The organism is Mycoplasmopsis pulmonis, assembly GCF_900660575.1.
GTDB lineage: Bacteria > Bacillota_I > Bacilli_A > Mycoplasmatales > Metamycoplasmataceae > Mycoplasmopsis_B > Mycoplasmopsis_B pulmonis.
The window spans coordinates 160,641-172,863 of the sequence record NZ_LR215008.1; the positions used below are offsets into that span (position 1 = coordinate 160,641).

Here is a 12,223-nt window from a genome sequence, read left to right on the forward strand (position 1 = left end):
TTAAATAAAAACACATTAAAATAAGAAATTAAAGAGGCAAAAAATCAGTAGATTTTACATTTTGAGGAGCCAATTATGCCTAATTGAAAAAAAATAAGAGCACAATTTCCAATGACAAAACAAAATATCATTTATTTTGATTCTGCTGCAGCTTCTTTTAAACACAAAAATGTAATTCAATCAGGAAATGATTACTATAAAAACTATGGTATTTCTAATAGAAGCAGCGATAGTTTAATAGGACTAAAAGTTGAAGAAAAAATAAGACAAACTAGAGAAATAATTGCTGATTTTTTGAATGCAAATAATGATGAAATAATCTTTACATCAGGGACCACTGATTCAATAAATAAAGTTTCAAAAATGCTTTTAGATGTTTTAGAAGATGGTGATGAAATTTTGCTTTCAACACTTAATCACTCTTCAAATGTTTTGCCTTGAATTGAACTTAAAAAATATCGAAAAATAGAAGTTAAATTCTCAAGCAATTTATATAGTGATATAAATGAAAAAACAAAAATAGTTTCTTATTCACAAGAGAGTAATAACTTTGATTTTGAAGAGGATTTAAACAAAATATATAAACATGCAAAAGAATATGGTGCATTAGTTATAAATGATGCAGCTCAAGCCATAGCACATCAAAAAGTTTCTTTTGATTTTTGTGATGTAATTGCCTTTAGTGCAAACAAACTTTTTGGTCCAACTGGTGTGGGAATTTTAGCTGTTAAAAAAGAAATTTTAGATACATTAAAGCCAACTCATCTAGGCGGAGGTTCGGTTGTTAAAATTAATTTTGATGGCTCTTTTGTTTTGCAAAACGGAGTTGAAAAATTTGAAAGTGGAACTTTAAATATTGCAGGAATTATTCAATTAAAAGAAGCTTTTATTTTTATTCAAAAAGTTGGTATTGAAAATATTTTCAATAGGATAAAAGAGCTTTCAAATTATTTATATACAAAACTAAATGAAATTGAAAATATTGAAATTTTTAATAAAAAAGGTTCTTCATTATATTTGTTTAATATCAAAAATATCAATGCCCAAGATATAGTTCATTATTTAGGAACTAAAAATATCATTTTAAGAAGTGGTGTTTTTTGTTCTTATCTTTCAACTATAGATAAAAATGTAAAATCATCAGCTAGAGTTTCACTTGGAATATACAATAGTTTTGAAGAAATAGATAAACTTGTTGATGAGTTAAAAAATGGTGGAGATTTTCTTGATTGAATTTAAATTTTCAACTTTTAGAAATTAAGCTTTTTGATAGAATAAAAAAGCAAAAATGATCTCAAATTGATAGGAAAAAACAATGACAAAATTAAATGAAAATGAAAAAAGAAAATTAATAATGAAACATTATGAGTTTCCTATTAATTTGGACAAAAATTTGGATGAAAAAACAGCAAATCAAATTTATTCTTCTTCTTGTGCTGATTCAATAAGTATCAAATTAGAAATAGATAAAAACATAGTTAAAAATATCTCTTTTAATGGTTCAGGATGTGCAATTTTTATCTCAAGTACAGACTTGCTTTTGGAACAAATAAAAAATAAAAACATTGATGAAGTTTTAGACATAATTGAAAATTATAAAAATATGATTAATGCCAAAGAAAATGTAAAAGATGACAAACTTGGAAATTTAGTTATTTTTGAAAATGTTAAAAAACATTTAAATAGAGCTAAGTGTGCATCATTGACAGCTGATTTTATTGAAGAAAAACTAAAAAAACACTCTAGTTAAGAGTGTTTTTAAATGATTTGATCTAAAGATGATCTAGACAAACTTTTAAGCTTGTTTTTTGTATTTATAAAATTAAATTAAATTATTTTAATTAGTTTTTCTTTAGAGTGATCTGCTCCCTCTTTTTTATCTCTTAAAACATGGATAATTTCAACACCTACATGAGCGCTTGTATGCTGATTTCTCTTTTGACCTCTTCTATAAGTTTTTACTGATTTTTCAACATCTTCTATAGTGTGGCCTTCAGCTACTACTTCTCTAGTAGATTTTAAAATTGCTTTATATTGATACACATATCATGACCTCCATTTTTTACTATATTTTAATTATATCTAAAATAAATTGCTATCATTATAAAATAAACTTTCAAGTTATTTTTTTTAATTTTAAAATATAATTTATAAGTTCATTTTTGATTATTTTAAATGAAGAAAAAAAGTATATTTAATTTTTTAAGGATGAAGCCATGGAAAAAAAAGATAAAAGTTGAATTTGAGCTTTAGGTCTTGTTTCAGCTGTTTTTGCTATAATTTTTGTACTTGTTGTTGGCTATGGAACTTATGAGTTTTTTATCAAAGACTTTCAGGCAAAAGTTCAAAAAAAAATTATAATACCCCCTTTGAATAAGGCTCCTAAAATTCAATATGAATCAAAGGTAACTGGAATAAAATATGAAACTTTTTCTCATGGACAAATTGATGGAGTAGACCAATTTTTTTTCACACAAGAAGAACTTGAAAAAGTTGATAAAGAAATTTTCGAAAAACTAAGTTTTGGTCCTGAAATTTTTGCTCTAAGAAAAATTTCTTTTAATGATACAGAAGTGCTTGATCCAAAAGCTAAAGGACAATATATTCCTATTACTCGTGAAATTTATGTAAGTGTTACTTCTGAGGCTGACTTAAATCTAAGCTTTGAGCAAAAACTAGCTGCAATTATGCCAACAATTTTCCATGAATACATGCACCATTTTTCAAATGAGTATTTAAAAAGCGGCTCTGAAGTAAATGACAAAAATACTCAATTAGTTGATAAAACTGGTGAGCAAAATGAGCTAACTTTATGAAATAGAAAATTCGTTGAAACTTTTCAACAAGCTCTAAGATATACAGACAATCAACAAAATAGAACAATAATTTCACAAAACAAAAGCAATCCAAATTTTATTGGAAATTATTATTCAGCTTCTGATTTATACAAAATTGCAAATAGTCAAGACACTAGAGGATTAAATAGTGCCATTGATGAAATACCTTTAAACTTTAAAATAGACCCAAGAACTCACTCTCAACATTTTAATAAAAACTTTGATAGAAACTTTACAAGAAAAGAAATTCAATATTACTATTCACAAGAAGAACTTGTACCTAGAGAGTTTCAAAAAATAGCTTATCTACCTTATTACAATAGTCAAAAAACTACAAATCCAGAATTAAAAAATGAAGATGATGAATTTTCTCAAGATGGTTTTGGAGTTTTACGTAAATTAACAAGTTCTGTTACACCTAATGCATTTGCTTTTGATTGATCAAGAACAGCAATTTTAAATGGCAATCCAACCTTGCACAAAAATGAAAATGTTGTCTTAGGAGATAATTTCTTTTTAAACAATCCTTATGGTGGAAATATTGTAAGTTTTAAAAAAGATATTTATGGCTCAGTCTTTAGAACTTATAATGAAAAAGCTTTTATGAAAAATACAGTCAATGAATTTTACAATGCATTTTTAGAAGCTATGAATTATAAAAGTGAAATATCACAACTTTTTGTAAAAAACGAATCTAATTTAGAATCAAAAAGTAAAGCTAAAGTAAACCCTGGAAAAAATAATCATTTTGTAAGATTTACAGGATTTTTAACAAAAGAAAAAGCAAAGAAATATAAAGCTCTTGTTTTAACAGATGAAAAAGGAAATATCAAAAGACAATCAAATCTAAAGTTTTTAACTAGAAATGGAGATTTTACCTTTAAAGCTAAGAAAAACTTTAATGACACTAGCCACACTTTAGATCCAATAACTTCAGGATATGTAACTAAAGATGAAGAAAAAGTTTCATACTATACTCAAGATTATATAGATCTTAGAGAAGGTATATTAGGAAATATCAACCTTGATTTTAATCCAAACAAAACTAGAAGCTCTTTAGTATATTTTTGAAATGATAGAAATGGCGATGATCAAATTCAAAATGATGAATTAGAAAAACCAGTTGTTCCTAATGATTTATCTAGAGAAATTACAACCAACAGACAAGATAGAACTTTAGAAAACATTATTACCGGAAAAAAAGACACTTATTATATAGTTAATAACAATCAAGGTGTAAGAATTGTTCACAAATAAAGATAACTAATTTATAATGTAAATTAATGAAAAGTAAAACTTTTTTAGAAAAAAACTTTATAAATGTCCAAGCATACAAATACAATGGAGATTTATATAGACAATGAAATGGTTCTAAAATTATAAAGAATGACTCTCAAAACATCATTCTTTATAATTTTCATTCTAGAATAATGGAAAAATCGGGTAAATCTTGGCAAGTCTCTGAGCCTAGTTTATGAATATTTCCAAAAAATGAAAACTACAATGTTAATGTTTTACTTCGTCCTGAAGGAAATTACTACTATATTAATTTAACTTCGCCTTTTATCTTTGAAGATAACACCATTAAATATATTGACTTTGACATTGACATTAAAGTTTATCCAAAAAAAGAAATTGAAATAGTTGATATCAAAGAATTTCAAAAAAACATCAAAGACTATGGCTATCCACCTTCTGTTAGAAAAATGGTTTACAAACAAGTTCAAAATTTATTAATGTTTTATGAAAAACAAACATCATTTTTTCATCGTGATTTTATTGACAACATTGTCAATTCTTTGGCTAAAAATAAAATGCTTGTTTTTCAATCTAAAAAACTATCAAATTTTTCTCAAAGATACTTTGAAGAGCTAAGAAAAAACACTAAAAATGAAAAAATTTTTAAAGTATATCTTTGTGGACCAACTGTCTATGATGAAGTTCATATTGGAAATATGCGCTCTGTAGTTGTAGTTGATTTAATTGTAAGAGCTCAAAAATATTTGGGTAAAAAAACTCTTTTTGTTCACAACATAACTGACATAGATGACAAGATTATAGAAAGATCTATTCAATCTAAAATCTCTGAAAATAAAATCTCTGAAAAATACTTTAGAGAATATAAAAAAGTACTTAAAAAATATAGAATCAAATCCATTGATAAAATGCCCAAAGTCACTGACAACATCGACTCTATTGTAAAGTTTATAAATAGCCTTGATAAAAAAGGATATGTAATTCAAAAAGATGATGGTTTTGTTTTTGATGTTTCTAAAATCAAAAACTATGGAAAAAGACTCTCAAGAGAAGATAAAAAACAAGTTGAAAATTTTTATCTTTGAAAATCAACTACTAAGGGAGTTCAATATAATTACAATGGCTTTTTAGGTCGTCCAGGATGACATAGTGAATGTACTCTTTTTATTGATGATATTTTTAATTCACAAACTCTTGATATTCACGCAGGAGGAATTGATCTAACCTTTCCACATCATGAAAATGAAAATGCTCAATACATAGCAAAAAACGATGTAAAAATTACTAAACACTGACTTCATGTAGGTCAAGTGATGTTTAAAAATCAAAAGATGTCAAAATCGCTTGGAAATGTCATTTTAGCCAAAGATTTTGATGAAGATATTTTCAAAATCATCTTAATAAACTCATCAGTGACAGCTCCAATTTACATTACAAATGAGCTTATTGAAAATGCTAAAGTAATCATAAATAAATACAAAAAACTCTACTTTAAATTTTTGAATTTATCTCTTTCATTTAACTTTGATGATAATGTGCGATATATGGTTAGAAAAATTGCTGATAAAGATTTTTCTTCTTTTAATTTAAAACTAAATGAATACATTAAAGCTTACAACACTAGCCTAGAAGCTGATAAATTAACAATTGTCTCTTCAGTTATTCATTTTTTAAATTTTAGCTTCATTGAACAAATTGAAAAAGACTTTAGAAAAAACAAAAAAATCTATGATATTTGACAAGGTTTTTTAAAACAAAAAAACTATGAAAAAGCTGATATGTTTAGAAAAATTTTAATAGATCAAGGTCTAATTTAAAACAAGGAAAAAATCGATATAAAACTTAGAAAAAGATAGGAAAAATAAAAAAATTAATATGCCAAAATTAATGCTGTGTGGTAAGAATTCTGTTTTAGATGCCCTTGAAAATAATGTCAAAATTGAAATGCTCTATGTTTTGGCTTCTAAGGTCCATGAATTTAAACACATAAAAAACATAAAAATCGAAGTTAAAGATAAACAATTTTTAGACTCACTAGTCAAAGAAAATCATCAAGGCTATGTTGCTGTTTTGAAATCTTTAAATTTTGTATCTCTTGATCAAATGATTAAATCTAAAGAAACTATTTTAATCCTTGATCATTTAGAAGATCCTTATAACTTTGGAGCGATTTTAAGAAGTGCCAATGCCTTTGGGATTAAAAATATTATCTACCCAATTAAAAGAGCCGTAGATATAAACTCAACTGTTTTAAAAGTCTCTTCAGGAGGATTTGTAAATTTAAGATTTTATAAATCAAATTCAATTTCAGCTACTATAGATAAACTCAAAAAACAAGGCTATTGAATTTATAGTTCATCTTTGGATCCAACTTCAGAAGATATTAACAAAATAAGTTTTAATAATCCCAGTGTTTTAGTTATAGGTAATGAAAAGAAAGGAATATCCCAAACTACTAAAAAACAATCAGATCAACTTTTTTATATAAAAACAAAAGGAAGTGTTCAATCTTTAAATGCCTCAGTGGCCGCTGGTATTATTTTTAACTTATTTACAAAGGAATAAAGTGTTAAAAAATAAAAAAACAAAGCGTGAGTAAACTGGGACAAAAAAATAAAAAACACTTTTTAAAATATACTTTAAATAGGAGTGTTTATGAAACAACTAAAACCAGAACAATGAAAGAAATGATTTTCATTATATGAAGAATTTTATGATGGAAAAATTAATATAAAAAAATATATATTTTTAGTAAACAAAAATATTGGTAAAGATTGAAAAAATACATATGTAAAATCTTGATTTTTCAAAAAATATTCTGCTTTTCAAAAAGATGAACAATCTTTAATTTCACAAACTGGCAAATCTACAGCTAACAAAAAAAATAACGGTAGACCACCAAAAAGAAAAGAAGTTAATGAATATACAAGAGAAGAATTAGAAGAGATTGTTAAAATTTATAGAATAATTTTTGATGACATTAGTGAAAAAGAAATTCGAAAAAAAATTAAAGAACATAAAGATAAAGAAAAAATATTAACTAAAATTTCATGAAAAGAATTTCTCTTTTCAAAATCAACATATTATTCTTGAAAAAAACCTAAACTTGCAGAGCCGAAAAAAGATCAAGAAATTGAAGAAATTATTAGAAAATCATTTCATGAAAACAAAGGTATATTTGGTAGAAAAAGATTAGAAATTTATATTCAAAATAAATATAAAAGGTATATAAACTATCGAAAAATAGGTAGAATTTTGCTTAAATTAAATCTTTTTTGCAAAATTAGAAGAGCAAAAAGAAAAAATGAAATTAAAAATCTTAATACTAAATATCAAAATCTAATTCAAAGAGACTACAATGGCAAATTTAACAACATAGTTGCCACTGATGTAACTTATATTCCAAGCCCCAAAGATGCAATTAACAATCATGTTTATTTATCGATTGCAATTCATCATCAAAGCAAGAAAATAATTAATTGAAATCTAAGTAAAAGAAATGATGTTAAGTTAGTTTTAGATCATATTTCTAAAATCAAATTTGATAAAGAGTGAATAATTCACTCAGATCATGGAAGTCAATATTCATCAAATCAGTATAGTGAAATTATTAAAGAAAACAATGGGATAATTTCAATGAGTAGAATCGCAAATTCACTTGATAATCGAGAAGCAGAATATTTCTTTTCAAATATCAAAAGTGAGTGCTTAAATGATCTAAAAATTTCAAAATTATCATTCAAAGAATTGCAAGAAATTATTCAAAATTATATTGACTGATACAATAATGAAAGATTACAATCAATCTTAGAATGAAAAACACCTCAACAAAGCTGAGATGTTCTAAGTGTTTTTTAAATAGTCACTTTTTTTGTCCTAGTTTAGAGCATTTGAAATTATATGAAGATTATTATCCACAAATAAAAAGTTTAGCTAGAAAGGTTTTAAGTAGTTTTTATTCATGTTCTTTAGAAGTTCATGATCTATTAAATATAGCTTTTTTTAATTGAGAAAAACTTGTTCAAGACTATGATCCAACTAGGAACATAGTCTTTGAATTTTATATTCTAAAGTGAATGAGACTTTTGTTTTATCAAGGAATTAAAAATGACATTTCAAAAAGAAATTCTTTTTTGAGTCATTGCAAAGAAATTGATGAATTTGAAGTTTTTGACTTTGATGAAGAGAGCTTTTTTAATTCATTTGAAAAAGATAGCCTTTATATATACAACTTTTTAAAAAAGCAAAAAGCTTCAATTATTGTTTTGGATATTTTCAAAAAAGTTTTTGTAGAAAATATCCCTATTGAAAAATACAAACAAAACATGATTTGCACTCATCAAGTTTTTATATCATCACTTGTTTCTATTTGAGATTTAACTAAAAAATTTTATGACCTTGACAATATTGAAGAGCATTTAAAGAGCTAAAATTACTCTATTTTTTAGTTTTTATAATATTATATAGCTTGTGAAATCAAAAATAGCCTTGTCATGTGAAAAATGCAAAATAAAAAACTATAAAACTAATAAAAGTATAATTGAGCGTTTAGAATTAAAAAAATTCTGTAGTAGATGCAAAGAACATACTATCCACAAGGAAGAAAAGTAATGTCTAAAAAAAATAAAAAACCAACTTTGCAAAAATTAAATAAGAGAAATTGATTTTTTAACTACATAGTTCTTTTTATTAAGGAACTAAAAAGAGTTAGATGACCAAAATCACGAAAAACTTTTAGATCATTTTTCTTAGTAATTGTTTTTACCATTGGTTTTAGTATTTTTGCATTTGTTATTGCAACACTTTCAAGTTATATCTTTACGCAAATAGGAGTTAAATTGTAATGAATAAATTTAATTGATATATGATCTCGACCATTCCCAATAAAGAAAAAGAAGTTATTGAAGCTATTAAAAATAAAGTAGTTTCAGAAAACTTAGAAGCATATTTTAGTGACTTTAAAATTTTTTGAGAAAGTAGAATCTCAGCTAAAGAATTAGAAAAAAAACAAGCTGGTGATTCATATAAAACTACTAAAAAAAATATGTACAATGGTTATATTTTTATTGAAATGGTAATAACAAATGAAACTTGGTTTTTAGTTAGAAACACAGAAAATGTCTCTGGACTAGTTGGCTCTCATGGATTGGGTGCTTGACCTACTCCTATTTCAAAGTTAAAATTCAAAAAAATGATTGAAGAAGAGACTAAAAAAGAAGAGGAATTTCAACTTTCTCTAAATCTAAGCAAATTCCGTGAAGGACTTTTTGTTAAGATAGTTGATGGACCTTTTAAAAATGATGAAATTGTCTACAAAATAAAAAAGACTAACCATGAAAAAAAATATTCAATTTTAGAAATTGAATCTCTAGGAAAAAGTGTTGATACTCAAATAGATCATAAGCATTTAAAATTAATTGAAGACAAAGAATAAATTTTTTGATGAATTTATAAACAAATTAAAATTTTATAATATAATGTAGACTGGTTTTATTCTAAACCAGCTAAGGCGGGGGGGTAGCGAAGCGGCCAAACGCGGGTGGCTGTAACCCACTTTCTTCGGATTCGGGGGTTCGAATCCCTCCCCCCCCACCATTGCCCCATAGCCAAGCGGTAAGGCATCGGTTTTTGGTACCGACATGCGTTAGTTCGAATCTAACTGGGGCAGCCATATCATATAGTTATGTCTAACTTCACAATTTTTTTTGTGAGGTTTTTTTATATCTATTTTATTGTCTATAATGTATTATTTTGAGATATGAAAAAACTGGAAAAAATTACACCACTTGAAGAAAACTTTGCCAAGTGATATACGGATGTTGTAAAAAATGGAGAATTAATTGATTATGGACCTGTAAAAGGTACATTAATTTTTAAACCTAATTCTTATGGAATTTGAGAAAACATTCAACTTCAATTTAATAAAATTTTAAAAGCAAAAGGTATTAAAAATGTATATCTACCTCTTTTAATACCAGAGTCACTTATGAAAGCTGAATTTGAGCACATTGAAGGATTTGCTCCTGAACTAGCTACTTTAACTAAAGTAGGATCTAAAAACCTTTCTGAAAACATTTATCTTAGACCCACTAGTGAAGTTTTATTTCAAAAATTTTTTAAAGCCGAAATTGAAAGCTACAAAGACTTACCAAAAATTTATAATCAATGAGCTAATGTAATTAGATGAGAAAAAACTACTAATCCTTTTTTAAGAAGTACAGAATTTTTATGACAAGAAGGACATAGCAGTCATGAAAGTGCAATTGAAGCTAGAAAATTTACAAGAGAGATGTTAAAAACATATTGCAAATTTTTAAGAAAATTTTTAGCCATTCCCACAATTATGGGAAAAAAAACTCCTAGAGAAAAATTTTCTGGAGCTTATTCAACTTATACACTTGAGGCAATGATGAAAGATGGTAAAGCTCTTCAATCAGGAACTACCCACTATCTTGCTCAAAATTTTTCAGAGGCCTATGATGTAAATTTCAAAGATAGTGAAAATAAAAAACAATTTGTCTATCAAACTTCTTGAGGTCTTTCGACAAGGCTAATAGGAGCTATCATCATGACTCATGGAGACAATAGAGGAATTATTATTCCTCCTTTTGTAGCTCCTTGTCAAATTGATATTTTGGCATTTAATCCTAGAAGAAGTGCTGAAATTGAAAAATTTGTTAATCAAGTTGAAAAAATTCTAAAAAAACCTTTTAGAGTTAATGTTGATAGAAGCGATAAAACACTTGGCTTTAAAGCTAGCCAAAGTGAAATTCAAGGAGTTCCTTTAAGAATTGAAATAGGACCAAGAGACTTTGAAAATAATCAAGTCACTCTTGTTAGAAGAGACACCCTTGAAAAACAAAGTGTATCAATAAATGACATTGTTAAAGTCTCAAGAGAAACACTTCAAGCAATTCATAATAATTTATATGAACAAGCTAAAATAAGACTAAAAAACAACATAGTTGAAATAAATGACTATGAAGAGTTTAAACAAGAAATAGCAAATCACAAATTTGTTATTTCTCCTCTATGTTGCACTACAGCTGAAGCTGAAGAAGAAATTCAAAAAGAAACAGGAGCAACAGCTAGATGTATTCCTTTTGATTACCAAAAACCTGGAGAGAATAAATGTTTAATTTGTAAATGTATGACAAAAAGATTTGTTCTCTTTGCAAGAGCCTATTAAAAATAGATTAAAAAAAGCCATTTTTTAAAAAAATGCATTTTTGCATTCAAAAATAATAAAAAATTAACTTTTTTTATATTTTTTTGAAAAATATGTATAATTAAGGCATACATTTATATATTAAAATTTTTATATTTTAAGGAGAAATTATGGATTACTCAAAATACGATTTAAAAAAAAGTGAAGTTGAGCCTAAATTAAAAGAGGGAGTTAAAGTACTTTCATTTTACCAAATAGGTTGTCCACCATGTGATATGATCAAACCAGAACTTGTAAAATTGGTTGAAAAAAATAAAGACAAAATGGAACTTTTTCTAGTAAGAATTAACAGAGACGGAAAACACGACGAAGAAAGAAGATGAGCAGCTGAATCTGGTGTTAGTGCAACACCTACAACATTTATTTACAAAGATGGAAAAATTGTTAATACAATTGTTGGATACAAACCTCTTTCTGTACTAGAAGAAGAGATGTCTAAATTAGAAATGAACTGTGCTTGCTCTGAAACAGGTTGCGCTACAAAATAAGATAAATTTTTTAAAATATTAGCTAACAATTTTAAATTGTTAGTTTTTTTATATTTTTTTAATTTTTTTTATTTAAAATGTACTTTAATAAATTTATCTTTGTTAACTAAGGATTAGAAGAAAAAGCTAATGAATAATAAAAAAAGTGTCTCTAAAAAAAATAAAAAAACTCTCAATGTTTTTGAAACTTTTGCTGGAATTGGAGCTCAAAGAAGAGCCCTTGAAAATGTAAAGAATAAAAACCCTAATTTTGAATACAAAATAGTAGCCACTAGTGAATGAGATATGTATGCAAATATCTCTTATGATTTAATTCACCACAATACTTCTAGAGACAGAGAGAGAGAGAGAGAGAGAGAGACTAGCTGAAGTAGAAATTGATAAATTTCTATCTAAATTTGTTCACTCAGCAA

At 26.1% G+C, this 12,223-nt stretch carries 14 protein-coding genes and 2 tRNA genes; 15 read left to right on the forward strand and 1 reads right to left on the reverse strand.

Features of this window, described 5'->3' with window-relative positions; genetic code table 4:
• The first annotated feature begins 75 nt into the window (after positions 1 to 75).
• Complete coding sequence (locus EXC36_RS00740; RefSeq protein ID WP_129690012.1) at positions 76 to 1,239, forward strand: aminotransferase class V-fold PLP-dependent enzyme; 1,164 nt, start codon at positions 76 to 78, stop codon at positions 1,237 to 1,239.
• A 76-nt stretch (positions 1,240 to 1,315) separates the two neighbouring features.
• Positions 1,316 to 1,750, forward strand: coding sequence for a Fe-S cluster assembly sulfur transfer protein SufU (gene sufU, locus EXC36_RS00745; protein WP_010924978.1), 435 nt, complete (start codon positions 1,316 to 1,318; stop codon positions 1,748 to 1,750).
• A gap of 77 nt (positions 1,751 to 1,827) precedes the next feature.
• On the opposite strand, the gene EXC36_RS00750 is transcribed toward sufU, so the two are convergent.
• A complete protein-coding gene (locus tag EXC36_RS00750; RefSeq protein WP_010924979.1) occupies positions 1,828 to 2,043 on the reverse strand; it encodes an MAG6790 family protein in 216 nt (71 codons plus the stop codon).
• Between the two features lie 173 nt (positions 2,044 to 2,216).
• Here EXC36_RS00750 and EXC36_RS00755 point away from each other — a divergent pair, with 173 nt between their 5' ends.
• From EXC36_RS00755 to EXC36_RS00815, 13 genes are all read left to right on the forward strand, one after another.
• A complete protein-coding gene (locus EXC36_RS00755; protein ID WP_010924980.1) occupies positions 2,217 to 4,094 on the forward strand; it encodes an MYPU_1760 family metalloprotease in 1,878 nt (625 codons plus the stop codon).
• Positions 4,095 to 4,120: 26 nt separating this feature from the next.
• On the forward strand, positions 4,121 to 5,911 hold the full coding sequence (locus tag EXC36_RS00760) for a DUF402 domain-containing protein (protein WP_010924981.1): 1,791 nt from the start codon (positions 4,121 to 4,123) through the stop codon (positions 5,909 to 5,911).
• A 70-nt stretch (positions 5,912 to 5,981) separates the two neighbouring features.
• Complete coding sequence (gene rlmB, locus EXC36_RS00765; RefSeq protein WP_223212138.1) at positions 5,982 to 6,659, forward strand: 23S rRNA (guanosine(2251)-2'-O)-methyltransferase RlmB; 678 nt, start codon at positions 5,982 to 5,984, stop codon at positions 6,657 to 6,659.
• Positions 6,660 to 6,749: 90 nt separating this feature from the next.
• Positions 6,750 to 7,952 carry an IS3-like element IS1138B family transposase gene (locus EXC36_RS00770; RefSeq protein WP_041363864.1) on the forward strand — a complete coding sequence of 401 codons (1,203 nt, stop codon included), beginning with the start codon at positions 6,750 to 6,752 and terminating at the stop codon, positions 7,950 to 7,952.
• Positions 7,953 to 7,984: 32 nt separating this feature from the next.
• Positions 7,985 to 8,524, forward strand: a complete 540-nt coding sequence (locus tag EXC36_RS00775) for a sigma factor (RefSeq protein WP_165152503.1) — start codon at positions 7,985 to 7,987, stop codon at positions 8,522 to 8,524.
• Positions 8,525 to 8,564: 40 nt separating this feature from the next.
• Positions 8,565 to 8,705: a 50S ribosomal protein L33 gene (gene rpmG / locus EXC36_RS00780; protein ID WP_010924984.1), complete on the forward strand. Its 141-nt coding sequence runs from the start codon at positions 8,565 to 8,567 to the stop codon at positions 8,703 to 8,705.
• Positions 8,669 to 8,938, forward strand: coding sequence for a preprotein translocase subunit SecE (secE, locus tag EXC36_RS00785; RefSeq protein WP_010924985.1), 270 nt, complete (start codon positions 8,669 to 8,671; stop codon positions 8,936 to 8,938). The genes rpmG and secE overlap by 37 nt, the downstream gene beginning before the upstream one ends.
• Positions 8,938 to 9,528: a transcription termination/antitermination protein NusG gene (gene nusG / locus EXC36_RS00790; RefSeq protein WP_010924986.1), complete on the forward strand. Its 591-nt coding sequence runs from the start codon at positions 8,938 to 8,940 to the stop codon at positions 9,526 to 9,528. Before secE ends, nusG begins: the two co-directional genes overlap by 1 nt.
• Positions 9,529 to 9,605: 77 nt before the next feature.
• Positions 9,606 to 9,689 (forward strand) — tRNA-Tyr (locus EXC36_RS00795).
• A 1-nt stretch (position 9,690) separates the two neighbouring features.
• Positions 9,691 to 9,765: transfer RNA gene (locus EXC36_RS00800), tRNA-Gln, on the forward strand.
• Between the two features lie 87 nt (positions 9,766 to 9,852).
• Complete coding sequence (gene proS, locus EXC36_RS00805; protein WP_041363954.1) at positions 9,853 to 11,283, forward strand: proline--tRNA ligase; 1,431 nt, start codon at positions 9,853 to 9,855, stop codon at positions 11,281 to 11,283.
• Positions 11,284 to 11,432: 149 nt separating this feature from the next.
• On the forward strand, positions 11,433 to 11,810 hold the full coding sequence (locus EXC36_RS00810) for a thioredoxin family protein (RefSeq protein WP_010924988.1): 378 nt from the start codon (positions 11,433 to 11,435) through the stop codon (positions 11,808 to 11,810).
• 129 nt (positions 11,811 to 11,939) lie between these two features.
• Positions 11,940 to 12,194 (forward strand): DNA cytosine methyltransferase, encoded by a 255-nt coding sequence (locus tag EXC36_RS00815; protein ID WP_129690016.1) that lies wholly within the window; start codon positions 11,940 to 11,942, stop codon positions 12,192 to 12,194.
• Positions 12,195 to 12,223 lie beyond the last annotated feature (29 nt).